This is a genomic window from Janthinobacterium algoris, assembly GCF_051380935.1.
GTDB lineage: Bacteria > Pseudomonadota > Gammaproteobacteria > Burkholderiales > Burkholderiaceae_D > Janthinobacterium.
Window position 1 is genome coordinate 27,590 of sequence record NZ_JBNYXZ010000004.1, and the last position, 25,359, is coordinate 52,948.

Here is a 25,359-nt window from a genome sequence, read left to right on the forward strand (position 1 = left end):
GGCTGTGAACTGGCTGGGTGGGCGCATGCAGGCCCGAAGTACCAGTCTGGCAGCAGGAGATTTAAGCGTCTGTACGCGAACGAACGTTCAGTCTCAGGCTGCGCCGGGACGTGCCGACGCCACCCTGTGCCGCATGGCCAGTGTGGCGCGCGCAATGGTCGAGCGCCTGGCGCAGAGCCGTATCGACATTACGCAAGGACATGTCGTGCCGCTCGGCCACTTCCTGTCGGGTCAGTTCGTCCACGCGCAACGCTTCGAGCACTTGCTGGTGGCGCCGCGGCAGCAAGTCGACAGCCTGCGCCAGCCGGCGCACGTCGGCATGCAGCTCGGCCAGGCGTTCCGGCCCGGCCGCCATATCGGCCAGAAAATCGACTTGGCCAGCGGCGCCGTCCACATCGCCCTCGTCCGCATACAGCCAGGCGCGGTTGCGGCGCAGGCTGTCCATGGCCGCATTGCAAGCCACGCGAAACACATAGGCGACGGGGCTGTGCGCCAGCGGCGCCCCATCGCCCGCCGCCAGCGTGCCCAGGCGCAGCCAGGCGTCGTGCAGGCTGTCGCTGGCCAGCTCGGTGCAACCCAGGTGGCGCGTCAGGCGCCGGTGCAAGCCCCGGTAATTGCTTTCCAGCACAGCCTGCATCTGCCTGCCCTGCCCCGGCAACGACGCTGGCGCTGGCGCCATGTCGTTGGCCGCCCGCAGACGGGGCCGGATAGCGGGCAGGCACCAGGCCATGCCGGCCGCGCGCAAGGGCAAGGGTTCGGCCAAGCGGGCCATCATGGCGACAACCTGCTGCGTTCTTGCGCCGTCAGCTGACGCGTGGCCGATTCCGGCAGCGGGCCCAGGCCCAGCACGCGCACGGCGCTGCGCGGGTTGTAGTCGGCCGCCTCGATGCGCGCGCCGTCCTGCGGCATCGCTTGCGCGCTGTCAGGCGGCGCGTCGCTGCCAAAACCCAGCACGCGCACCGTGAACACGGATGGCTGCGCCGAACGGGTGGCGGCGCGTTCGCGCTGCACCACGTCCTGCGCCGCCGCCGTCGCCTGCGTGGCGGCCGCGCTGGCATTCGTCATGGCAGCCACGTTGACGGATGCCGCCGTCGGCATACCCTTGGCTTCGCCCTTGACCTGGATGTTCGCCGCGTTCATCACCTTCAGCGCGGCCAGGTTGACGTTACCCGAGACGCGGATGCCCGCCTCGCCCGCGTCGATGGTGCCCAGCGGCGCCAGCAAGTCCACGTCGCCGGCCGGCACTTCGGCAATCGGCGCCAGGGTGGCGATGCCGGCGCCCGTACTCGGCACGTCGGATGACAGGGTCACGTTGCCCCAGTTGTCATACACGCGCTTGGGCGGCGTGTAGACGATGGTCGACTTCGAACCACGCCCCGCGTTGATGTCGCCCTCCGAGGACCAGCCCAGGATATCGCCGCCAAACGTGGTCATGACGCGGCTCTGGCCCAGCAGAATGCTGCCATGCGAGAACAGGTTGATATTCCCGCCGCCCTTGGTGATGACGCCCGAGGTCGACGGCGGCGCCTCGCCTTCGATGCCGAATACCTGCTTGCCTCCCGGCGTCAGCAGCGCGATATCGCCACCGAAGTTGGTGTGCACGTAGCCGCTGCGGGGAACCATGCGGTCATTGTTTCCCGAACTCGGATTGTAGAGACCAAACGTGCCGCGGTACATGACGATGTCGCCCGCATAGGAAATCGCCTTGCCGCCGGCGTCGGTGGCCGGCGCCAAGCCCGCGATGGCGTTGCGGCTGCGCAAAAAGCTGCCGTAGCGCGAACTGTCCCAGTCGTTGTACTCGCGTCCGCCCGCCTTCAGTTCGGCAAAATACACAGTGCGGGCAAACACGCGCTGCTGCGGCTCGGGCAAGGCCAGGTAGAAGGCCAGCGCTTCGGCAGGCGTGCCCTTGAAGCCGTAGCGCTCGCCTAGCCACGCAGCCAGCTCCTTCTCGTACGATTTCACGATCTTGCCAGCCTGCTCGGCCAGCGGCACGCCCGTCTGCGCCACGTTCGCAGGGTCGAGGTAGGGCTTGACGAAGCGCAGGTAGTCGAGACCGGCCGCGCCCACGCCCGCCTGCATGGCGATGCCGGCGCCCGCACGCTTGTCGCCTGCCACGACGGGGCCGAGGCTGACGACGCTGCCCTTGTCCTGCATCAGGATATTGCGCCCGGCGCTGATATCGAGCGTGCCGGGGCCGGCCACGTTGAAGGAACTATTCAGGATATCGCGCCCGGCCGAGACCAACGACACGTCGTAGGCGTTGTTATGCACGAACAGGTTGCTGCTGTTGTTGAATAACATGCCGCTCTCGCTGCCGCCCACGCCTTCCAGCAGCGCCGTGCCGCTGCTGACGATGTCGCGCCCGGCCTTCATCCAGACCGGTTGCGCACCCTCATACCAGGTGATGCCCGCATGCTTGGCGTCGTAGAACTCGACGATGCGACCGACGTTGACGCCGAGCAAATCGCCCTTGACGGCATAGATGCGGGCCGCTTGCGTGCCGCTGTTGCCAGGGCCGGCGGCCGAATCGGGACCGAAGGCGAACAGCTGGTATACATCTGCCCTCGCCGGCACCCCCGTGCTGGACAGATTGCTGGCCAGCGGACCGGTCGACCACGAATTCGGGGTCAGGGCGAGGTAGGCGGGCTTGAACGGCGTCGCCATGCTGTCCGCCGCCGCGCCGGATTGGCCGATGGTAAAACCGCCAGCATAGATGGAATCACCGGCCAGCCACTGCAGTTGTGCATTCGGCGACGGCGCCAGCAGCAATGGTGCGGCATAGCTGTTGGCAGCATTGCTGTCCACAATCGTCTTGCCGTAGTACAGGCTGCCATGCGCTGCCGCAACGCGCACGATGGAGGGGTAGATGGTGGCGAAGTCGGTTTCCGTGCCGATCGCCCCCGTCAATGGCGTCAGATTGCCGCCGGCGGAGAACAGGTCGAGCGCCGTGTGCGGCGTCCACAGGCTGAACCAGCTGGTGGCGATGCCCAGTTCGCCAGATGGCGCAAGCGCCGATGTCGGGTTGACCATCAGTACGCGGCCGGGATCGGCCACATCTTGCAGCACCTGGTCGCCCAGGGTCGCCACGCTGAACGTGGCGTCGCCCGGCACCAGGGTCATGCCGCCCTGCGGCGTGGCGCGCGTGGCCGTGAAGGCATCGTAGGCGCGTGTTTCTTTCGGCGCATGATCGGTACTTTGTGTGCCATATTGCAGCTTCAGGCTGCCCAGTTGCGCGGCCGACGTTTCCGCGTGGCCGCGCAAGTCGACCAGGGCGCCATTCATGTGGCCAGCATTCGGCATGCCTGCCGGGTTGATGGCGCCGCCCACGCGCAGGTCCAGGTCGCCGCCGCCCGTCAACACCATGCTGCCATCGGCATTCACGCGGCCCGTACTGCCCACCGCCAGCAGCAAGCCCTGCGAACGGGTATTGATATTGCCGTCATAGCTGCTGCCCTGCGCCAGCGCCAGCGCGCCGGCGTCACCCGCCACGTCGGCGCGCAGATTGCCGCCACCCAGGGTACCGAAACCCGTAAAGCCCAGGACGTCGTCGGCCAGGGTGCTGCGGCCCACATAGGTGCCGAAATTGACCCACCAAGCCACCGGCTGCGCGAGGCCACCGATGGCGAGACCACCGCTGCCCTGGCGCCACAGCCAGTTGCCCACGGCCGTGCTGTCATAGCCCGCGTCCGCCGTCACGGGGCGCAAATTGATGGCGGCACTGCGGCCCAATAACGAACCGCTCAGGTCACCGTCGACCTTCAGCAGCAGGTTGCCGCCCTGGTCGGGGTACCAGGCGCGGTAGATGCTGCCGGTGCCGCCATCGACCAGGTGTTCATGCTCGCCGTCCAGATTGTTCAATACCTTGCCGTCGGCATTGCGCGCCCGTGCCTGGTTGAACGGGTCGCCCGGCAACGTCGCCGTGGACGACATGCCGGCCGTGTACACGCCATACAGGCTGTCCATGCGCAAGTCGCCGCCGCTGAGCAGGTCCAAATCGCCCGTGCCCGTGCGCAGCACGCTGTAGCGCAAGCTGGACGCCTTGTAGTCGAACGTGGAACTGGAGGTGCCGCACCAAGTGGGATTTTCCTCGCAAATGGTCAACCACTTCAGCGCCACCGGGTCGACCACGTCGCCCGCCTTCACGCTGTCGTCGGCAAACTCTTCCGCGCCGACCTTGGTCCAGATGTACGCTACCTTCAACACGCACATGGTCGGGTCGCCGGCACAGAAATCCACGATATTGGTATCGAACCGGCTAAGGAATTCGTCAGTGATAATTTCACCGGCCACGATGCCTTCGATACCCAGGTCCGCAGCAGCCTGACTCCAGTACTGCACGCCCTTCGGCGGAATCAGGATCCCGGACATGCCGTAATGGCTGTCGGCCAGGCGCAGGGTGCCATGCTCGGGATGCGCCTGCACGCTGCGCGTGTCGGCTGCATCGAGGTCGGCGCCCGCCACCAGGCGCATGCCCCACGCTTGCGAGCCTTCGGCCAGCATGGGCGCGATGGCCCACAACTTGCCCTGGCTGCCCGCCACTTCCGGACGCAGCTGGATGGACGCCACGCCGGCCATCAGCTTGACGTCGGTGCCGGACGGGATCAGGGAGCCCACAGCCAGCGCCAGGTTGCCGTTGAGTATGAAGATGGAGCGTTCGCCCGCCACGCCAGGCAGCGGCATGCCCTTGGGCCAGGTCATGGCGCCCACTTTCACCGGTTGCTTGAGCACGCTGCCTGCGTCAAGGCGCATGCCGGCGTCCAAGGTTTGCGCCGTGGCCAGCAGACTGCCAGCCGCATGGATGATATTGCCGGCGCTGTCGCGCACGGCCGCCGCCAGCACCGTGCCTGCCGGCAAGGTCACGGCCTGGTCCAGGGTCACGGCCGCGGGCAGGCGCGTATTGGCGCCCAGATTGAAGCCCTTGATGGGTAAATCGTAGTTGAGCGCGATGCCGCCCGGGAACAGCGTGCCGTCGGCCACGGTCACGCCCTGGCCCGGCACGATGACGTCGCTGCCATTGATGTCGCGGCCCGGCAGCAATACCCAGCCTTTGTCATCCTTGGTGGCGGGCGGCGGCGCGAAGCCGTCATTGATGCTGCCGTAAATGCTCAAGTCGCCGCCGGCGCGCAGCAGCAAGCTGCCCACCTCGCCCGAACCGCGCACGCCCGTCTGCTGGAAGCGCGGATTCAGGCTGGCGTAACGCATGCCTGACAGGTCCAGGTCGCCCTGCACCACCAGGTCGCCATCGGGCGTCTTGCTGACGATATCGACGCCTGGGCGCAGGTGCAGCGCATCGGCATACGCGGCCGTCGTTAAGCCCGCCAGCTTGCCGTTGCGCAATTTCGTGTTGGCCAGCGCCGCATCGATGAAGGCCGTGCTGTCCGCATGCTTGCTGTCGAGATACGCCTGGTTGATCACCTGATAAGGACGGCCGCTGGCCGACAGCTCCGGCACCAGCACGCCATTCGCGTCCGGCGCCATGGCGTAGGCCGCGTCGTCGTAGCGCTGCATGGCGTTGACGGCGATCGATTTCACGCCGCGGATGGTAAAACCGCCGCCGGCCGCGATGGCGATGTCGCCAAAGGTGGCGGCGTCTGCATCCGTGCGGGTGCCGCCGCTGCCCAGGCGCGGCGCGTTCAGCTCCAGCGTGCCGCGCGCGGCGCCGTCGTACTGGCCCTTGCCCTTGCCAGCCATGGCCGCCGTGCCATGGCGCACGTCGATCTGCGCGCCGCCGGCCAGGTCCAATGTGCCCTCGCCCGCGTTCAATTCCACCATGGCCCGGTTCGGGCTGTCGATAATCTTGCCATAGCTGTCAACGCGCAAGACGCTGCCATGCGCGTCGATCACGGCATTGCCGGCCAAGGTCAGGCCGTGCTTGCCGGCCAGGCGGATGCTGCCCACGCGCTCGCCGCTGGCGTCGATCACGCCGGCGACGACCAGGCGACCGTTGTCGACGGACACCTGCACTTCACCCGCCTTGAGCTCATTACCTATCGTTAGATCGCCCTGTTTCAGCTGGAAGCTGCGCCCGCCCGTCACGCCGCCTTCCGTCAGGCGCGTGTTCAGCGCGGCGAACTGGCTGTCCAGCGTGCCGCCCGCGCCCAGCGTTTGCGCGCGCACATCCACGCTGCCCTTCTTGTATGGCACCACGGTGCCGCCCGCGTCGTAGCTGCCGCTGGCGCCGCCGAGTATCTTGCCCTGCAAGTCCACCATGCCGGCCGCGCCATCGAGCGCCACGGCCTTCAGGCTGCCAGCGCGGTTGTTCTCGGCCGACAGATCGATCACGGCACCCGCAGCCTGGCGGATATCGCCGGCGCGGCTGTCCAGGGTGACGTCGCCGCCCCAGCTGTATTTATCCACGTCGAAGAAGGTGCTCTTGCGGCCCGCCATGTCGATGCGCGCGCCGTCGGCCACGGTAATGTCGTGCTGCGCGTTGACGGTGAGCTTGCCGCTAGGCAATACCACGGCCGTCGCCACGCTGACGCTATCGCCATGCAAGGCCAGCTGGGCGCCCAGCCCATCGTTGTTTTTGACGGCAGCCGCTGGCGTCGCGCCGGCCGGCGCCGCCACCGTCAGCGCGCCGCCCGCCGTATAGCTGTGCGCGGAACCGGCGTCTCCCGTCAACAGCGGCGTGATGATGTTCAGCTTGCCGCCGCTGACCTGGTAACCCTTGCCTACCTCGTAGGCGCCCTGCGCCTGGTAGACGGACAGGCTGCCCTTGTGGTTGGCCGTGACCTGGCCCGAGGCTTTCAGGTTGACGGTGCCAAAGCCCAGCGCCAGGCGGTCGAACGAGGCGACGCCGGCCGGTTGCGTGAACGGGCCGAAGCCGAAATCGATGCGTTCCGCTTCCAGGTTCAGGGTGCCGCTGCCCGTGCCGGCGCCATGCGCGATGATATTGCCAGCTGGAGACAGCGCGCCGCCCCAGATCAGGTTGGCCGTGCGGATGGTAGCCACGGTATCGGCGCCGCCCTGGCCGTACATGGCCGGCGTGGTCAGCACCAGGCGCTCCAGGGTGGATTTTCCCGTGCTCTTGTCGTAGGTATCGAGCACCACGTCGCCATAGAAATTGACGCCGTCTGCCGCACTCAGCATCAGCGCCTGCAGCGCCGGTGCGCCCGTGCTGGTATCACCGCGCAGCAGGCGGTCCAGCACGCCCTGGTTCAGGGCCAGGCCGCTGGAACGCGTGCCGTTGGCCTGCGCCGCCGCCAGCGCTTCGCTGCTGCCCATGTTGATGGCGCCCACGGACAGGCTCAGGTTGCGCGTACCGTAGCGGGCCGAGTCGTCCAGCTGGAAACTGCCATTGGTCGACAGCAGCAAGGTGCCTTCCGAGTACAGGCTCGCTGTACTGGTGCCGGCGCAAGCGTCGTCGCACACGCCGATGCGGATGCCGCCACGCGCCGAACCGCCAACCGGCGCCGCATTGAGCAAGCCGTTCGACGCGGCCAGCACGTGCATGTCCGCGCGGGTCTTGTAGATGAAGCCGTCGTTGGCGTCATACGCGGCCTTGCCGCGTCCCAAGGTGCTGATACCCGCGCCAGGCGCGATATCGATCAAGCCATCGCCCTGCATCTCATTGCCCGGGTCCTGGGCCACCAGGAATACCTCGGGCGCCGACAGGACGGCTCCCGCGCGCAGGTAGATGGCGCGCGCCGAGTTGACGCCGAAGTTCACGTAATTGCCGCCCTGGCCGTATGCCACCGTCGGTATGTTGCCCACCACAATGCGGGCAGCACCGATATTGTTCAGGCTGGAGGCGCGCACGCTGACCAACCCGGCGCCGCTGGTGGCCGGCGCGCCATCGGCGAGAATTTCAATCTCGCCATTGGAGACATTGCTCGATCCCAGCATCACGGTGCCGCCATAGCCGCCTTCGGCTGCGGCGAACTTGCCGGTGCCCCGGAACTGGAATGTGTCCAGACCGCCATCTTGCGCCAGGGTCAGCTTGAGCGTCTTGGCATCGGACGGCAGCATTGCCCGGGGAATGCCGCGCGTCTGCGCATCGGCCAGGGCAAACGCGGCATAGCCCGTTTCATTGTATTGGGAATACGTGCGCAAGACCTTGGCTGGCGTGAGTATCAGCTGGCTGGCCAGCGGCGCGCGGATATCGGTGCCGGCAATCGACAAGGTGCCGGGCGCGGCCCAGGAACCATTGCGCAGCTGCTGCGCCAGGGCGGCGCTTCCCCCCTGGCCCGCCAGGCCGTTCAATTCGACGCGGAAGGCGCCCGGCAGCAAGGCATAGGTCGAGGGCATCAGGGTGTAGGTGCCGGCGGGCAAGCCCGGCACGCCATTGCCGATGGTCACCTGCCGGCCCACGGCCGCATCGGCAGCACCCTTTTCGCCACCCGCAGGCGCCTGCGGCGTTTGCACCCCCGGCACGATGGCGTACACAGGGTTGGTCGCCAGGCCAGGCAAGACGAAACCGCCGTTCGCGCCCACCTGCACCAGCGGATGGGTGCGCGCGTCGGTGGAACCACCGCGACCGGCGATGAAACCGGCGCCCGTCAGTTCGCCGCCGCCGGACAGGTCGAGCAGCGCGCCAGGCTGTACGTCCACGGCCACGCCAGCCATTTCCACGCCGACGCGTAGCAGGCCGCCCTGCCCACTGAAGCCGCCCACGCCCAGGAGGGCGGCCGGCTTGCCATCCACATTCCAGGCCTGTCCATCGACGGTGCCGCCATACGGCATGACCAGGCCGGCGCCGCTGACGGAGGTGATGCTACCAGGCAATAGATTCACCGTCAGGCTCTTGTCATTGTTATAGCGGGCCGCGCCGATCGCCAGACGGCCCAGCGGCGCGCGCACCACGCCACCCTGCTCGATATGCGCAGCCTCCAGTTCCAGCGAACCGAAGGCGGAATACGGCATGGCTGGCACGCTGTCGGTCGTGCGGGCGATGTTCAGGCTGCGCGCAGGATCGTAGCCGAACTTTCCCTCGACCAAGCCAGAGCCAACGCGCACGGCGGCACCGGCGCCCGTTTCCGGATACAGCTGGGCTGCACTGAGGGTCATGTCGCCTGGCGAGGACAGCACCGTCGTCGCTTGATTGCCATCCCAGCCCAGCGGGGACAGCAGGAAACGCAGGTCGCCGCGACTGGTGAGGCGCACATCGTCGGCCAGGATGCTGACCATGCCGCGCACGTCGATCAAGTCACCCGCGATGTTGATCTGCCGGGCGACCGGCGATTCTCCCGCGCTGCCTGGCGTCGTATAGAAATCGCGGCCGACAGGCTTGACGCTGGCCAGGCGCACATACGGCGCCGCGATGCTGACCTTCGCGCCAGGCTTGCTGCCAGGCGACAGCATGGGCGCACCGTACAGCTGGAAGCTTTGCTGCAGCCTCAGCGACACGTCACCATCGAAGCTTGCCGCGCCAAGCAGGGCCAGGTTGCCGAAACCGCCCGCGTCCACCTGCTCCACCGAAAAACGGCCATGGCCGTACTGCAGCGTTTGCGCCCCGTCCTGCGCCGCCTCCTGTGCACTGACGCCATCGGCCAGGTCGCTGGCGACCTGCTGCTGCGTCAACTTCAACTGGCGTCCCTGCAGCACCCTGGCATGCGCCAGCTCCTTGCGGTATTCGGGCGAACCCGTAGCCACGGACAGGGTGCCGCCCGCCGCGCCCGCGCCACCCGCCCTGGCCAGCAGCTGGCCATCGAGGTACAAGCCATTGTTCGAGGCCAGCGCGATGCTGCCGCCCGCGCTGGCCACATCGACCGCCGCACCATTCACACCATTCACACCATTCACACCGTTCACATCGAGCACGGCGTGCGCGCCGGAAGCGTCGAGCACGGCACCGTCGCGCACGACGACAAACAGGCTGGCCGCCGAGGTACTGCCCTGCGCATGGTTGATTTCGCCGCCGACGACGATGCTGCCGCCATCGCTCACCTTGCCGTAGCGTCGGCCCTGCACGTCGGTGGCCGTGACGGCGCGCGACGCCACGTCCAGCACGGCATTCTCGCCGATCCACAGGGAACGGCCATGGCCGGCCGCTTCCACCGCTTCGGACACATTCACGTCGACGCCCACGCCGCCCAAGCTGATCTTGCCGCCCCAGGCGTTCAAGCGTCCTTCCACCGTCAACTGGCCCACGCTGGACAGCTTGATGGCCTGGCCCGCATCGACATTCACCACCGCATTCTTGCCGACCAGCAGTTCGGCGCTGGCCATATCGGCCGCGTCGGACTGGATATCGCCCACTTGCAAGGCCAGGCTGGCGCCCTTGCGCTGGGTCAAGGTGCCCTTGAATGCATTTTGCGTGTATTGCTCCGGCGTCCATAAGGCCAATTTTTCATTGTCCACCACGCGCAGCACGGGCATGCGCACGTCCACCAGCGTGCCGTCCGCCACCGTCAAGCCCTGCTTGCCGAGCAGGCTATAGCTGGAAAAACCCTTGTCGAAGAAGTCGCCGCCCAGCTGCAGGCTGCCTTTCTGTGCGGTATCCGCTGGGCCGACCAGTATCTTGTTCGCCTGCAATTCCAGCTTGCCGCCACCCGCCACGCCATGGCCGCGCACTTGCGCGCCCTCGCCCAGCAGCAGGTCGGCCTTAGGCCCATAACTGGCCAGGGTAACGTTGCCGCCCTTGCCGCCCTGCTGCTTCGCCTGTGAAAGAATGGCCGCGCCCGAGCTCACGTCGATCAGGCTGCCATTGCCGATGCGCACGTCGCCAACCGCGCGCAGGGAAACGCTGCCACCGTTCAGGTACGGCAAGCCGGCGGCGGCCAGCGGGTCGCGCAGCACATTGGCCAGCAAGCCGCTGGTGTCCAGGCTCACGCCATCGGTCAGCACCAGCTTGCCGGCGGGTCCGCCCGGAATGACGAAGGTGTCAGCCATGCCCGCCGCACCGATCTGGTTCAGCACATTGCCGGCCGCAATGCTGCCGCCATGGCTGCGCAGGCTGGCGTTCAGCGCCACGTCCGTGCCGTACAGGGTGATATTGCCGCCGTCGGCCACCTGCAGCGCGCTGTCGACCGTGATCGCGCCTTTCGCGGCGATGCGGATGGCGCCCAGCTGTTGTTCGTTCAGCAAGTTGGTATCGAGCAGCAGCTTGCCCTGGCGTTCCACTGCAAGCACGTCCGCCACCTCGAGGCCGGCGGCGATGCCGTCCTGCACGCGCGTCAAGCGCACCTCGTCCATGACGGCCGACAGCGCATGCTGCAGCACGCCCGTGCGCTTGTCGAACATCGGCTGATACTGGCCAACGATCAACTGCCCCCGCTGCGCGGCCGCCAGTGGCGACTGCTGGTAGCCGTCGAGCAGCGCCTGCGGCGCCTGTATCTGGCGCTCGCCCTGGAAAACGTCGCCCGCGATGCCCCCTTCCAGCACGGCCGACCCGGTGGCGATCACCAGCTTGCCGGCGTCGCGGCCCACCGTGTAGCCGTTTTCCAGCCGCTGCTGCGCGGCGATCAATGGACTGGCGTAGAACGCGCTGGCCTCCTTGCCCCAGCGCGCATGCTCTTCCTCGTAACCCTTGTACACGCCCGCATACGGCAAGTCGGCGGGCGCGCTGCCCGCTTCAACCAGCTTGCCATCGGCGCTTTTCAGCCAAGTCTGGCGCAGTGCGCCCGTTTGCACATCCAGGGTGCCACCCGACAGGTTGATGCCGGAGCCGGCTTGCGTGACGACATCCTTGCCGCCGAAGCTGACGGTGCCGCCCTGCGCCATCCACTCGCTGACGGAATGGCCCTGCGTGCCCAGGTAACCGGCCACTTCCAGCAAGCCGCCGGCCGTGTACCAGCGGTCGCTGTCATAGCCGTTCGTGCCCTTCGGTACAAACACCAGCTTGCGGCGGTCGACCCAGATATTGTTGTTGATCAAGGCTTTGCCGTCGCGGTTCACGGGCGCATCGCGCTGCTCGTTGCCCTGCACGTTGATTTCCACATTGTTGGCCGCCATGGCGACCTTGACGCCCACGGCGCCGGAGACGTCGAGCTGGGCGCCGTCGCGCACAAGGCTGCGGCTGGCGGCGTTGACGGCGATCTGGCCGCCCGTGGCCAGGGTCAGGGAATCGCCGAGGAATTCCACCGTGCCGGCGCTGCCGATCTCGATGCGCGACTGGTCGCGGCGGTCGTTCACGGCGAGAATATTTTCCGTCGAAGTCACGGCCGGGCCGCGCATGGCGTCGCGCTGGCTGTCGAGCGCCGTGGTCTTGCCGTCGTCTTCGACCAGGATGGCCGTGGTGGCGCCGCGTCCCACGGTGACGGCCGCGTCACTGCCCAAGGCATTCAGGTGAATGGTGCCGCGCGTGGCCGTGGTGGTGGACGCGAGCAGCACGCCGTCCTGCTGCACTGTGCGCCCGGCCAGGGTGATGTCGCCTTCGCGCGCCTGGATCAGGCCCGTGTTGACGACCTTGCCCGCCGTGCTGGCGGCCGCGAACTGCGGCGTGACTTCGCTGCCGCGCGTGCTCGACAGCGGGTTGCCATCGGTGCCCACGCCTTTTTTAATATTAAAGCTGTCGCCGGCGGCCAGCAGGGCCTGGCCTTTGGGCGTGCTGATCTCGCCCGCATTGTGGACTTCCTTACCCAGCAGCATCACATAGCCGCCGCCTTCCGTGCTGCCCTTGGGCGCATTGCTGGCGATACGCGCGCCCGCCTGCACCTGCACCTTGCCGGCCGCATCGGTGAACGTCGTGGCGCCGGCCGTGCCGGAGCTGTAGATGCCGTTCTTCTGGAATTGGGTATCGCTGACGCGAGCCGCGGCCGCCACCAGGCTGCGCGTGTCGACCTGGCTCGTGCCGGTAAACACAATGCCGTTGCGGTTGACGAGCAGCACCGTGCCGTCGGCCCTGATCTGGCCCTGGATCTGGCTGGGACGCGACTGCGGATCATTGACGCGGTTCAGTACGGCCCAGTCTTTTTGTTGCTGGAACGTCAGGGTCGTATCCTTGCCGACGTTAAACGTTTCCCAGTTCAGAATGGCCTTGTCCGCCGTCTGCTGCACCACCACGGCCATCTTGCCCGCCGCCACCGTCTGCACGGGCGCCTGGGCGTTGAGCCAGCCGGCCGTCAGGCTGTTGGTGTCGACCTGCAAGCCGCCCTGCGCCAGCCCATTTGGCACGCTGGGGTCGCCAGCGGCCTGCTGGCGCGCCTGCGCCTGCACCGCTTGCTGCGCGGCAATGGCGCGCGCGGCCAGGTTCAGGTTGTTGAGCGAGCGCTGCAGTTGCTGATTCGCCTGCTGGCCCTCGGGGCGGCTGCCCAGCGGCAGCGGCTGAGCATTCGGCAAGCGGCCCGAGCTGGCCGCCGTATTTTGCGCCGCGCCCTTGGCCGCGAACCAGCCGCCGCTGAACGCCTGCTGCGCGCGCGCCGGCGTGGTAAAGGCGCCCGCCATCAGCATCGTGGTCAGTGCGTAAGCGAGCGGCGTGAGCCGCAAGCGGCTGCCCAGCGTGGAGGACCGCTGCGCGCCCGTGTCAACGTTCGGGACTGGGCGCTGGGCAGTGTGAAGCTTGGTCATGGCAATGGTTTCCTGGCTAGAGAGTAGGGAACGGAGCCTGGCGGTGGCGCAGGCGTCCATGCCTCCATGACGTAGCTCGATGGCGGAAGGGATAATGTTTTTTGAAAAATATTTTTGACCAGCCCCCGCAGAGAAACCCGGAATCAGCTGAGCAGCACGATGCCGCCCGGCAAGCTGGTCATTTGCGCCCCATACAGGTCGCGTATCATCGCCAGCGCGCCATCGGTTTGCCCGATGGAAAAGCGCATGCGCACCAGGCGGCGGCCCAGTTCGGGATTGCGCAGCAGCACCCGGCCGGGCCGGTAGCGGTTGATTTCATCGACTACCTGGGACAGCGGTTTGCCGACAAACGACAGCGCGCCCGTGCGCCAGGCGCTCGCCTCCTGCGTCGGCGCGGCCGTGACCGCCTGCGCGCTCCGGTCGTCGTACACCAGTTGCTGCCCTGCATCGAGGGTCTGGCGCCGCTGTTGCCACAGCACGTCCACGGCGCCCGCCAGGCAAGTCACGCAAACGACGTCGTCCGTGTGACGCACATTGAAGCGAGCCGACTGCGCCAGCAAGCGCCCCGCTCCCGCCAGCACCGTCACGGGCTGGCGCGCGCCGCTGGCCAGGATTTCCGCCTCGCCACCCAGCAGTTCGATAGCTTCCGGCGCCCGCACATTGATGCGCGTCTGCGTATTCATCTGCACCGTCATCTGTTGCGACAGGGCCACTTGCCGCTGCTCGCCCGTACCCGTGCGGTAGTCAGCGCTCAACTCTTGCAGCGAAGGCCAGGCCCCCAGCGGTGGACGCAGCGCCAGCACGGCCACGCCGGCCGCCAGCGCGCCGCCCAGAAAAGCACGCCGCCCCGGCCGGACGGGAAACGCCAGCACGTTCGCCCGCTGTGGCGCAGCGGCGGCGGCATGGGTCAACGCTGGATCGAGCGCCTGCCACACTTGTTTGAGTTCGCGCCAGGCGCGCGCATGGTCGGGGCTGCGCGCGCACCAGGCGCGCAAGGCGTCGGCGTCGGCCTGCGTAAAATCGTCGGAACGCAGCCGCGCCCACCAGGCAGCGGCTTGCTGGCCGATGGCGGTGTCGGCATGATCTAGAGGGTCGCGTGGATCGCGGTCAGGAGCAGTCATGGGATTCATCAATATTTACGGCGGCCCGACACATCGCTGCGCTGGGCGGCCTCGGCGTCGGCCATGCACGTTTTACAGTGTTGCATGGCGGCCTGCAATTCTTTCTTCACCATCGCCACGGAAATGCCGAAGCGCTCGGCAATCTCCGCGTTGAGCATGCCATCGATGCGCGCCGCCGTCAGGATGGCGCGGCGGCGTGGCGACAGGCCCGCCAGCGCCACGTCGAGCGCCTGCACGTCGAGACGCGCCGAGACGATGCGCGCGGGATCGCTGATGTCGTCGCCAATCTCGTCGGCCATGTGCATCAGCTCTTCGCGTTCGCGCTCGGTGACGATGATGTGGTCGCGGCGGTAGGCATCGGTGGCGATATTGGCCGCCATGCGCAGCAGATAGGCGTCGGGATTGTGGATGGGCGCGGCGGCGGGGCCAGGTGCCACCATCGCTTCGAGCCGCAACCAGGTTTCCTGCAGCGCATCGGCCGCATTGTGCTTGCAGCCGACCACGCGTTCGAGGCGCCAGCGCAGCACGGCGTAGCGCGAACTGAGGTGGCGTTTGAGCTTGGTGCGCAGGTCGGGCATGCTCATGGGGCGGCCCTACCCGGCGCGCTGGCGGCGCAATCGACTTCGCTGCCCGGCCCTTGCGGCAGCAGCAGGATGGAGACGGGCTGCGGCATCGAAGGCAGCGGCGGCGCGCCCACGCGCATGCCCAGCACCACGCGCGCGATGGCCGTGTCGCGCGCGCGCAGTCCCGTGCTGTCAAGCAAGTGCACGCGGTCCACCACCCCGGCGCGGTTCAGATACAGCTGCAGGGCCAGGCGGTAGCCGCCGGGACGCGTCTGCGCCGCGCGGCACAGCAGCCCCAGCAGCACATGCTGCAGCCGGCTCACATAGGCTGCATGGTCGCTGCCGCCCTGCAGGGCGCCGGGGATGTCGGCGGCGGCCACGACGGCGGCCGGCGGCAAGTCCGCCGCCGCTGCAGCCGGAGTGCCGGCAGGGGCATACACGATGACGGCTTGCGCGTCGGACAGGCGCGATAGCAGCCCCGTGCCCTCCAGCAAGACTTGCAGGGCCGCGCCTGCCGCATACGCGCCGCGTACGGCGGCCGACTGACGCTGCGCGTAGCGCTGATCCATCAGCACGGCGATGCCCGTGCGGCGGCTGTACAGGTCGAGCGCATCGCCGAGGTTTTGCGCGGCAATGTCGAACTGCAGCACGGAACCCTCGGCCGACTGCGCCCGCACTGGCCCCACCGCGGTCAGGAAGCCCAGCAGAACCAGGTATCCCGCCAGCGCGAGCACATGGACGGATGCCGGGCTGCCTGTCATATCGCTATCGTGTCGCTATCGTGTGAGGGTGGAACTGCGTGGAAATGGGGCATTGCCAAGTAACAATTCTTGCGTCAACTGCAATAGCCTACACAGAAAAAATGACGGCTTCGTGACATGCTTGCTATCCATATATTTCGCCATGCGGGACGTCTGGTGCGGCAGTTATTTCGGCTACACTGGCTGTCACTTTCCCTTTCAGACGCCTGATGATCGAAAAGAATCTGCCCGAGCTGGTCATGTTGAAACGCCTCATCGACGAGGGTGGCAGCCACCTGGAAGTGGCCGCGCCCTGCAGCATCGCCATGGATGGGCGCGAATTTCCCGTGTACACAATCGCGCTGGGCAACCCCAGCCCTGACGTGCCCGTGCTGGGCTTTTTTGGCGGCATCCACGGCCTCGAACGCATCGGCACGCAAGTGCTCCTGTCCTTCCTGGAAAGCCTGATCGCGCGCCTGCGCTGGGACGCCACCCTGCATCAGCAGCTGGAAAGCATGCGCCTGGTGTTCATGCCCTTGGTCAATCCGGGCGGCATGTGGCAAGCCACGCGCTGCAATCCGCGCGGCGTGGACCTGATGCGCAACGCACCGCTCAGCGCGCGCGAAAAAGTGCCGTTCATGCTGGGCGGACAGCGTTACAGCGCCCGTCTGCCCTGGTACCGTGGCGCGGCCGGGGGACCGATGGAACTGGAAAGCCAAGCCGTGTGCAACCTCGTCGAGCGCGAATTGCTGTCGCGCCAGTTCAGCATCGCCCTCGATTGTCATTCCGGTTTCGGCTTGCGCGACCGCATCTGGTTTCCCCATGCACATACCAAGGTGCCGATCAAACACCTGGCCGAGATCGGCGCGCTGGAAGAGCTGTTCAGCCAAAGCTACCCCAACCACAACTATGTGTTCGAGCCGCAAAGCCGCCAGTACCGCACGCATGGCGACCTGTGGGACTATCTGTACCTGAACGGCACCAGTTACAGCGGGCGCGTGTTCCTGCCGCTGACCCTGGAAATGGGCTCGTGGCTGTGGGTCAAGAAAAACCCGCGCCAGTTGTTCAACCGAGTCAGCATCTTCAACCCCACGGCTGCGCACCGCTTGCAGCGCGTGCTGCGGCGGCACCTGGTGTGGTTCGATTTCCTCATGCGCGCCGCCAGCAGCCACGGCCGCTGGATGCCGGAAGGCTTGCTGCGCAAAGCGCAGCGCCGGCGCGCGCTCATGCAATGGTACGAATCATGACGACGCCCACCTGGATTTTATTGCGCGGCCTGATGCGCGAACAGCGCCACTGGGGCGAGTTTCCCTCCAGCCTCGCGCGCGCCTTGCCCGGCGCCAACATTATCACGCCCGATTTGCCCGGCAATGGCAGGCGCCACGCGCATTACAGCGCCACCCGCGTGGCAGACATGGTGGAAGCCTGCCGTCAGGAAATGCTGGCGCGCGGCATCGCTGCACCGTACCACTTGCTGGCCCTGTCGCTGGGCGGCATGGTGGCCGTGGAATGGGCCAGTCGCTACCCGCAGGAAATTGCCCGCTGCGTGCTGCTCAACACCAGCATGCGGCCGTACAGTCCGTTTTACCGGCGCCTGCGCTGGCAAAACTACGCTGCCCTGCTGCGCCAGCTGCTGCTGGGCGATGCACACAGCCAGGAAGCGCTGATCCTGCGCCTGACCAGCCGCCGATATGCACAAGGCAACCCCGCGCTGCTGGCCGACTGGTATGCATATCAGCAGGAATACCCCGTCAGCCGCCGCAACGCGCTGCGCCAGCTGCTGTCGGCCGCCCGCTACCGCGCCCCCGCCAGCCGCCCCGCCATGCCCGTGCTGGTAATGGCCGGCGCGCAAGATCAATTGGTCGACCACCGCTGCTCGCAGCAACTGGCGCGCGCCTGGCAGGCGGACTGCCTGATTCACCGTGACGCGGGCCACGACCTGCCCTTGGACGAGGGACTGTGGGTGGCGCTATCGGTGGCGCGCTGGCTGGGGGTGGCAGCGCCAGAACATGAGCTGAAAACAACATCACGATGAGCATGCAGATAACAGACGATCCGGCCGCGCCGGGCGGCCAACTGGCAGAACTGGTGCAGGCCGGCGTGCAGGAACACATTTTCCCAGGCGCGGCCTGGGCCATAGGCACCATCCATCACAGCGTGGCAGGCGCGGCCGGACGGCTCACGCCCGAGCCCGCCAGTGCCGCGATGCAAGTCGACACCTTGTTCGACATCGCTTCGCTGACCAAGATCATCAGCGTATGGTCGCTGACGGGCTGGGTGGTGCGCCGCAATCGCCTGCGCCTGGACAGCTGCCTGGCCGACGTGCTGCCCGGCACGGCTGGCCATGCGCTGGCGCCCATCACCATGTTCCAGCTGCTCACCCATACGGCCGGCTTGCCGCTGCGCGCCCGCCTGCGCGCCAGCTATGGCGAGGTGTACGACGATATCGTGCGCGGCGTGCTGCGCGAACCGCTGGAAGGCACGCCGGGCCAGGCCGTCGAATACACGGACCGCGCGGCACTGATCCTCGGCCTGGTCATCGAGCGGCTGCTGGGCCTGCCCCTGGACCAGGCCCTGGCCGAGCATGTCCTGCGGCCGCTGGGCATGGCCGCCACGGGCTTTGGCCCGCTGGCAGCTGCGCATGGCAAGCAGGTCGCGCCCACCGAGTATTGCGAGCAGGCGGGCGCGCACCTTTCCGGCGTGACGCATGATTTTTCGACCCGGCTGCTGGGCGGCGTGTGCGGCATCTCCGGGCTGTTTTCGAACGTACCCGACCTGCAGCGCTTCCTGCTGGCAATGCTGGCGCCGCAAGCGGGACGCCACGGCGAGGTGTTGGACGCCGACTGGGTGCGCGCCTCGCTGACGGTGCAGACCGGTGCCCTGACTCCCTCGCGCGGCCTGTTCTGGCACCCGGCGGCAGGCACCAGGCCCGAAGACGACGTCTGGTGCCATCTGGGCTTCACCGGCACCGCCCTGTGGCTCAGCCCCCGGCGCGGCCGCTATGCGCTGCTGCTGACGAACAAGCTGTACTACACACGCGATTTCGCCAGGATCAACGCGCTGCGGGGCGACTTCATGCGCTGCGCATTCGATCTCTGATTTTTACAAGCGCAGGCTCACGGCAATAGCCAGCAGCAACGCGCCGGCCGCCGCCAATAGTGCGCTGTTGAAACTGTGCGATTGCGCATACAGGCTGCCCGCCAGCACGGGGCCGATGATCTGGCCCACGCCATACACCACCGTCATGATGGCCATCATGCTGGCGCCCGCTTTGCCGGCGGCCCGCTGCGCGGCCGGCATGGCGATGGTCACCGTGCCGACAAACGTGCCGCCGCCGAGGATGGCGCTGAGCAGATAGCCGGCGGCCAAGAGCGCCTGCACGGGCAGCGCCACGCCTGGCGCGTGCCGAGGCGCTCGTGTAGCCGGTGCCTCCGGTGCCAGCGTCGACGCAGCGGGTGCGGGCGGTGCGCGCTGTGGGCCTGCGCACGCATGGCCAGGATGGCGCCCAGCAAGTAACCGGCATAGTTGGCCGTGAAGGCGAAGCGGCCGAAGCCCATGCCGATGGCGAGGATGGCCGCCCCTGCGATGGCCGCGCGCAGCCTTGCCGGCGCGTTCACGGCGCCATCTCGCCCACTTGCGCCAGCAAGTATTGAAAGGCGGGCACGTCGAATCCCGCGCGCCACACCAGCAGAGTGTCGGCTTGCCCTACGGAAAGCGTCTTCAGGGTGGCCGGCGCATCGGACAGCGCCAGCACGCTGGCCGGCAACAAGGTCACGCAGGCGCCGGCCGCCACGCAGGCGATCATGGTGTGATACGAACTCATTTCCTGCACCCGCCACTGCGTGCTGCCGGCCACGCCCAGCACCTCTTCGGCGATGCCGCGGTAGGTGCAGCCCTGCGGGAAGGCCGCCAGCGAGCGCGTGCGCACATCCACGGCGCGGCGCGCCTGCGTTTCGCTGGCCGGCAGCAGCAAACACAGTTCCTCGCGCCACACGGCTGCCGATGCCAGGCCCAGCTCCACCAAGGCGGCAGCGCCGCCGAACGATGGCGGCAAGGCCACGAAGGCGCAGTCAAGCAAGCCCGTGCGTACCTGCTCGATCAGGGGCCGCGATGGCCCCGTGCTCAGCGCCAGGCGCGTCGCCGGATAGCGGGCGTGATACGCGGCCAGCAGCGCCGGCAAGCGGCTGGCCGCCGTGCTTTCCATGCTGCCGACGCGCAAGGTGCCACCCTCGCGCCCGCCAGTGACGACATGCCTGGCCTCTTCCGCCAGCGCCAGCAGGCGCTGTGCATACTCGAGAAAGCGCTCGCCCGCCGCCGTCAGGGCCATGCGCTTGTTGGTGCGCACGAACAGTTCGGCGCCGATATCGGCTTCCAGTTGCTGGATGCGCGTGGTGACGCTGGACGGCGCGCGGCCCAGCCGCGCTGCGGCCTGGGTGACGCTCAGTTCACTGGCCACGGCACAAAAAATCGTCAATGACTCCATATCCATCATGTTCTTTCTTTTGAAATGATTGTGATATTATATTCTCAAAATAAGAATACGAATATGCGTACGACACGGCATCCTCAACTTCATGAAGGAAACAGCATGACCTCGTCCCAGCGCTTCCTCGACCGCCTCGGCTTGCGGTACCCCATCATCCAGGCGCCGATGGCGGGCGTCTCCACGCCGCGCCTGGCCGCCGTTGTCTCGAATGCGGGCGGCCTCGGTTCGCTGGCTATCGGAGCGGGCACCGTGGCGCAGGCGCGCCAAGTGATAGCCGACACGCGCGCGCTGACCGACGGCCCCTTTAATGTGAATGTGTTTTGCCATGCGCCGGCGGTGAGGGATGCGCGGCGCGAAGCTGCTTGGCTGGCCCATCTGGCACCCCTGTTTGCGGAGCTGGGTGCGGCCTTGCCGGTGGAACTCGACGAGATCTATACAACCTTTATCGGCGATGAACCGGCATTCGCCCTGTTGCTGGAACAGCGCCCCGCCGTCGTCAGCTTTCATTTCGGCTTGCCGACGACACAGCAAATCGCCACCCTGCGCCAGGCCGGCATCTACACAATGGCGACGGCCACCAATCTGCGCGAAGCGGCCCTGATCGAACAGGCGGGTGTCGACGCCATCGTGGCGCAAGGCGTGGAAGCGGGCGGCCATCGCGGCGTCTTCGATCCGCAAGCGCCGGACGAGCGTCACAGCACGTCAGTGCTGCTGCGTCTGTTGGCGGGCCGCACCGCCCTGCCCCTCATCGCCGCCGGCGGCATCATGGATGGCCTAGGCATCCGCGCCGCGCTGGACCTGGGCGCCGTGGCCGCCCAACTGGGCACGGCGTTCGTGCTGTGCCCGGAATCGTCGGCCAATGCGGACTACCGCGCCAAGCTGAAAAGCGGGCGGGCGGCGGCCACCCGCCTGACCAGCGTGCTCTCGGGCCGCCTGGCGCGCGGCATGCTGAACCGTTTGATCGAACACGGCGAAGCGCCAGGCAGCCCGCCGCCGGCCGCCTACCCTGTCGCCTACGATGCCGCCAAACAATTGAACGCGCTGGCAAGCCAGCACGGCGACAGCGAATTTGCCGCGCAATGGGCCGGCCAGGGCGCGCCGCTGGCGCGAGAAATGGGGGCGGAGCAGCTGGTTTTGACCTTGGCAAGGGAAATGGCGCGCTGATTTCAGGATGCCGCTGACATGGGACTTCAGACCATGTCAACAATGCGGGTGTCTGCAATCGAGACGGCAAAACCGGCGCCAAACACGGTGGCCGGAGTCTGGAAACCAGCTTTGAATTGACCTGCCGCCACCAGACGCAGCGCTTCGACGGCAGCCAGCGGCGTGTATGAATAACCGTTGACGGTATCAATACGCGCGCGCACCACGGCGCCATCAATGCCTGTTACTTCAGCGACGGCACAGGCGCGGTTGGCAACGCGTTCTTCCAGCGATGGACCTTCAGGCATGGCAGCGACGCCTTCCGGCATGACGTTCTCTTTTATGTTGACGAACATGGCGATATTCGGAATCCCGGTCGACTTCCATGCAGTGACCAGGTCGCCGAATGACAGGGGCACACTATCCACCAGGCCGGCACCAAAGTCGAAACGCGCTGGCGCGGCATCGAGCTTGGCCACGATAGTGCCTTCGGTCCGCACCAGCAATCCAACACCGAGGATCTCGCCCACACTGGTGGTCGAACCACGCGACATTGAATTGGCAACCTGGAGCGCAATGCGCAGGCTCTGGGGTTGATCGACTTTGGCGGCAAGGTACATGGCCAGGCAATCGCTCGGCACCACGTCCCAGCCTACACCGGGCAGCAACATGACGCCGGCGGCAGCCGCGCGTTCGGACCATGCTTCAGCCCATGCATACACTTTGTATTCGGCTGTGATGTCGAGATATTGGACGCCGCAAGCGATGCAGGCTTCCATCAGTGGACGCGCAGTACTGGCGAACGGGCCAGCGCAGTTCAGGACGGCCGTGACGCCGGCCAGGCTGGTAATGATGGTTTCTGGGTCATCGAGCGCAAAGATGCGGCATGGCACGTCCAGTTGGTCGGCCAGTGCAGTCACTTGCTGGCCATTGCGGCCGGCGATCTCGAAGGACAGATGCGTTTCGCGGGCTTGCATGGCGACGAGTTTGCCGGTGTAGCCGGTGGCGCCGTATATCAGGATGGTCGGGGCCATGGAATAGCTTTCTATGTGGATGCTGGCTGCGCGTGCTGCCAGCTTTTGTAGACGACTTCGATGCTGTAGCCATCAAGGTCAAAAATATTGGCCGCGTAGTAGCGAGGGTCGTAGTGCAGGCGGGCACCGGGCGGGCCATTGTCCGTCGCGCCGGCCTGCAGCGAGGCTGCATAAAAGGCATCAACGGCGGCGGTGCTGTCGGCCACGAAGCCGATGTGAACGGCTCGCGCATCGGCGGCCCCGGCGCGCAGCCAGAAGTAGATGCGATTGTTGCTACCGAAACCTTTCAAGTCGGGGTGGCCGGGCGGGCCGTCGGCCCCGTTGTAGTCATGGACGTGAGCGATGCCGAGAGGCGCCAATGCGCGCTCGTAAAAGGCGATCGAGGCCGGGACATTGGCGACGGAGAGAAACAGGTGGTCCAGCATTGCGGCTCCTTGGCAGGTGTAGGTCGTTTAATTTCCGTAAAAGTCATCTGGCTCTGGCACTGGTTAAGTGTGCACCTTTTGTTCGCTTAGATGATGTATCCGCCGCCGACTTCGACGGTTTGTGCGTTGACCCAGCCGGTTACAGGTGAGAGCAACGTGGCGATGACGCGTCCCACATCCTCCGGTTCGCCAACGCGTCCAAGCGCTGTTTGCCCTGCCAGCATGGTTTCGAATTCATCGTTCAGGCCGCCACCAAGTTCGGTGCGGATTGCACCTGGCGAGACCGCGTTGACGCGGATGCCGCGTGCGCCGAACTCCTTGGCCATGTAACGCGAGAGGACTTCCAGGCCGCCCTTGAAGGCCGCATAGGGCGCTACGCCGGCAGTGGCCACACGGGTAGTCGCGCTGGTCAGGTTGACGATGGCCGCACCGCTTGCCAGCAACGGCAGCAGCGCCTGGGTCAGAAAGAAAGGCCCCTTCAAGTGCACGTTCATCAAGCCGTCAAACTGCGCCTCAGTGACGGATTCGATTGGATTGAACAGGCCGTAGCCAGCGTTGTTGACGAGACCGTGCAAGCGTGTGGTGTTCCAGGTGGTTGCTAGCGCTTGAATGACGGCTTCCTTGAAGGCGCCAAAGCTGTCAGCGTTACCGACGTCAAGTGGCAGCGCAACGGCTTTGCCGCCAGCCGCTTCGATGGTCGCGACGACCCTGTCAGCTGCGGCGGCATTTGTGTTGTAAGTAAGGATGACGCCCATGCCGAGTTTGGCAACTTCGATGGCGGCGGCGGCGCCGATGCCGCGGCTGCCGCCGGTGATGACGATGACATTCATGTGAGACTCCAGTGATTGAAAGTGAGGCGTTCACTGTAGCGGCGTTGGGGTTTGTGGACACATCCGATCCTGCCTGAAACCTGCCTGATTCTGCTTTGGCCTTGCACGATGTGCCGCGTTAGGGTCCAATGAGTAATGGACAATCAAATCAACGAGCAGATGGGCCGTTTGCGGACACTTGCCGCCCAGAACAAGAATGGGCGCCTTGAGACGGGCATTCCACGCGTGGCGATGGTGCAGGGCGCCATTCCCGAACATGAACTGGCGACCGTGTACGAGCCGATGATCAACCTGATCCTGCAGGGCAGCAAGTCAATGACGGTCGGAGAACAGACGTTTGACTATGATCCGGCGACCTATTTCGTCATGTCGGTTGAGCTGCCGGCGGTAGGCGTCATCAGGTCCAATGCGGCCGGTGAACCTTACATGGCCGTGGCCTTGACACTGGTGCCTTCCATCCTGGCCGAACTGATAGCGGACCTGCCACCGGGCTGCGCCGAAAACCGTGGCAATGCCTTTTCCGTCGCAGCTGTCACGCCGGAACTGCTCGATGCCTGGACGCGCATGCTGGGCTTGATGGTCCGTCCCGACGATATCGCTGCGCTGGCACCTGCTTACGAGCGCGAGATCCTGTATCGCGTGCTGCAGGGGCCGCATGGCGCCATGTTGCGTGCAATCGCGACGCCCGACAGCGCCATGGCGCGCCTGGCGGCAGCCATCGCATGGATACGGCGCGATTTCAATTTGCCGATGCGCGTTGAGGAATTGGCCGGCAATGCGGCCATGAGCGTATCGGCGTTTCATCGTCATTTCAAGGCGGCGACGTCATTGAGCCCGGTGCAGTACCAGAAGCGCATCCGCCTGATGCACGCGCGCACGCTGATGGTGGCCAAGGGCAGCAGCGTGGCAGCGGCCGCGTACGATGTCGGCTACGAGAGTGCGACCCAGTTCAGCAGGGAATATGCGCGCCTGTTCGGGATGGCGCCGCGGCGCGACACGGCGCGGATGTTGGCGCACACGCGCAATGCCTGATCAGCCATGCCCCCTCCATGCCTGCGACCAGAACGGCGAATTGCTGACGTGTCAGTGCCAATTCCGATGAATGCTCTTTCAAACGACTAATGGAGCCACCAATGAAACTTGTCCGAAATACGACCAAGCTACGTAAGACCGCCGATGCTTTTATCGCCGCCACAAATGCTTATGACGTTGACGCGGTGTTGAAATTGTTCGCACCAGATGCAGTGATCGACGACCCATCGACTGGGCATTGTTTCGATGGACATACCGGGATTCGCACCTATATCGAGCAGTTTTTCATCGTTTATCACACGGTGACGCGTTTCCTCTCGCTGGAAAATCTCAGCGTCGACCTGGTACGGATGCGGGTCGATTTCACCGGCGATTTTGGACACGAAATCGGTTTGCTGGAGATGTCGGTGGATACAGGAGGCCTGATCGTTCGCATCGATGCGAGTCTCGAATAAGGCCTGACCATATAGCAACAACACCTGCTGGAAGGCGAAACTGTACACAGGCTTACTTCCTGCCTGGAATGGCTTGCAGGCCCG

General features: G+C 66.2%; 17 protein-coding genes. 7 read left to right on the forward strand and 10 right to left on the reverse strand.

Annotated features, from left to right (window positions below; translation table 11 throughout):
• Positions 1-61: 61 nt before the first annotated feature.
• From ACQ4W7_RS07075 to ACQ4W7_RS07095, 5 genes are all read right to left on the reverse strand, one after another.
• Positions 62-775 (reverse strand): sigma-70 family RNA polymerase sigma factor, encoded by a 714-nt coding sequence (locus ACQ4W7_RS07075; protein ID WP_436529423.1) that lies wholly within the window; start codon positions 773-775, stop codon positions 62-64.
• On the reverse strand, positions 772-13,446 hold the full coding sequence (locus ACQ4W7_RS07080) for a filamentous hemagglutinin family protein (protein WP_436529425.1): 12,675 nt from the start codon (positions 13,444-13,446) through the stop codon (positions 772-774). Before ACQ4W7_RS07080 ends, ACQ4W7_RS07075 begins: the two co-directional genes overlap by 4 nt.
• A 143-nt stretch (positions 13,447-13,589) precedes the next feature.
• The gene (locus ACQ4W7_RS07085) at positions 13,590-14,567 is read right to left on the reverse strand and encodes a FecR family protein (RefSeq protein WP_436529427.1); all 978 of its coding nucleotides are present in this window, start codon (positions 14,565-14,567) and stop codon (positions 13,590-13,592) included.
• 8 nt (positions 14,568-14,575) lie between these two features.
• Complete coding sequence (locus ACQ4W7_RS07090; protein WP_426074373.1) at positions 14,576-15,151, reverse strand: RNA polymerase sigma factor; 576 nt, start codon at positions 15,149-15,151, stop codon at positions 14,576-14,578.
• The gene (locus ACQ4W7_RS07095; protein ID WP_436529429.1) at positions 15,148-15,891 is read right to left on the reverse strand and encodes a hypothetical protein; all 744 of its coding nucleotides are present in this window, start codon (positions 15,889-15,891) and stop codon (positions 15,148-15,150) included. The genes ACQ4W7_RS07090 and ACQ4W7_RS07095 overlap by 4 nt, the downstream gene beginning before the upstream one ends.
• A gap of 209 nt (positions 15,892-16,100) precedes the next feature.
• Here ACQ4W7_RS07095 and ACQ4W7_RS07100 point away from each other — a divergent pair, with 209 nt between their 5' ends.
• Genes ACQ4W7_RS07100 through ACQ4W7_RS07110 form a run of 3 tightly spaced genes read left to right on the forward strand, consistent with a single transcriptional unit; the run spans position 16,101 to position 18,969 of the window.
• Positions 16,101-17,117, forward strand: coding sequence for a M14 family zinc carboxypeptidase (locus tag ACQ4W7_RS07100; protein WP_426074371.1), 1,017 nt, complete (start codon positions 16,101-16,103; stop codon positions 17,115-17,117).
• Positions 17,114-17,905, forward strand: a complete 792-nt coding sequence (locus tag ACQ4W7_RS07105) for an alpha/beta fold hydrolase (protein ID WP_436529431.1) — start codon at positions 17,114-17,116, stop codon at positions 17,903-17,905. Before ACQ4W7_RS07100 ends, ACQ4W7_RS07105 begins: the two co-directional genes overlap by 4 nt.
• A gap of 2 nt (positions 17,906-17,907) precedes the next feature.
• Positions 17,908-18,969 (forward strand): serine hydrolase domain-containing protein, encoded by a 1,062-nt coding sequence (locus tag ACQ4W7_RS07110; RefSeq protein ID WP_436529433.1) that lies wholly within the window; start codon positions 17,908-17,910, stop codon positions 18,967-18,969.
• 3 nt (positions 18,970-18,972) lie between these two features.
• Here ACQ4W7_RS07110 and ACQ4W7_RS07115 read toward each other — a convergent pair whose 3' ends face one another.
• Positions 18,973-19,263: a YbfB/YjiJ family MFS transporter gene (locus tag ACQ4W7_RS07115; RefSeq protein ID WP_436529435.1), complete on the reverse strand. Its 291-nt coding sequence runs from the start codon at positions 19,261-19,263 to the stop codon at positions 18,973-18,975.
• A gap of 41 nt (positions 19,264-19,304) precedes the next feature.
• On the opposite strand from ACQ4W7_RS07115, the gene ACQ4W7_RS07120 reads away from it, so the two are divergent.
• Positions 19,305-19,523, forward strand: coding sequence for a hypothetical protein (locus tag ACQ4W7_RS07120; protein ID WP_436529437.1), 219 nt, complete (start codon positions 19,305-19,307; stop codon positions 19,521-19,523).
• Here ACQ4W7_RS07120 and ACQ4W7_RS07125 read toward each other — a convergent pair.
• Positions 19,484-20,359: a LysR family transcriptional regulator gene (locus ACQ4W7_RS07125; RefSeq protein ID WP_436529828.1), complete on the reverse strand. Its 876-nt coding sequence runs from the start codon at positions 20,357-20,359 to the stop codon at positions 19,484-19,486. The two genes, ACQ4W7_RS07120 and ACQ4W7_RS07125, sit on opposite strands and share 40 nt — an antisense overlap.
• A 99-nt stretch (positions 20,360-20,458) precedes the next feature.
• Here ACQ4W7_RS07125 and ACQ4W7_RS07130 point away from each other — a divergent pair, with 99 nt between their 5' ends.
• The gene (locus tag ACQ4W7_RS07130) at positions 20,459-21,520 is read left to right on the forward strand and encodes an NAD(P)H-dependent flavin oxidoreductase (RefSeq protein WP_436529439.1); all 1,062 of its coding nucleotides are present in this window, start codon (positions 20,459-20,461) and stop codon (positions 21,518-21,520) included.
• A gap of 26 nt (positions 21,521-21,546) precedes the next feature.
• On the opposite strand, the gene ACQ4W7_RS07135 is transcribed toward ACQ4W7_RS07130, so the two are convergent.
• The 3 genes from ACQ4W7_RS07135 to ACQ4W7_RS07145 all read right to left on the reverse strand — a co-directional run bounded on the left by ACQ4W7_RS07135 (position 21,547) and on the right by ACQ4W7_RS07145 (position 23,788).
• Positions 21,547-22,533 carry a saccharopine dehydrogenase family protein gene (locus ACQ4W7_RS07135; protein ID WP_436529441.1) on the reverse strand — a complete coding sequence of 329 codons (987 nt, stop codon included), beginning with the start codon at positions 22,531-22,533 and terminating at the stop codon, positions 21,547-21,549.
• 11 nt (positions 22,534-22,544) lie between these two features.
• Entirely contained in the window at positions 22,545-22,958 is a 414-nt protein-coding gene (locus tag ACQ4W7_RS07140) for a VOC family protein (RefSeq protein WP_436529443.1), read from the reverse strand.
• Positions 22,959-23,044: 86 nt separating this feature from the next.
• Positions 23,045-23,788, reverse strand: coding sequence for an SDR family NAD(P)-dependent oxidoreductase (locus ACQ4W7_RS07145; RefSeq protein WP_436529445.1), 744 nt, complete (start codon positions 23,786-23,788; stop codon positions 23,045-23,047).
• 135 nt (positions 23,789-23,923) lie between these two features.
• Between ACQ4W7_RS07145 and ACQ4W7_RS07150 the strand changes: the two genes are divergently transcribed.
• A complete protein-coding gene (locus ACQ4W7_RS07150; protein WP_436529447.1) occupies positions 23,924-24,820 on the forward strand; it encodes an AraC family transcriptional regulator in 897 nt (298 codons plus the stop codon).
• 101 nt (positions 24,821-24,921) lie between these two features.
• Positions 24,922-25,275 (forward strand): YybH family protein, encoded by a 354-nt coding sequence (locus ACQ4W7_RS07155; protein WP_436529449.1) that lies wholly within the window; start codon positions 24,922-24,924, stop codon positions 25,273-25,275.
• The last annotated feature ends 84 nt before the right edge of the window (positions 25,276-25,359 follow it).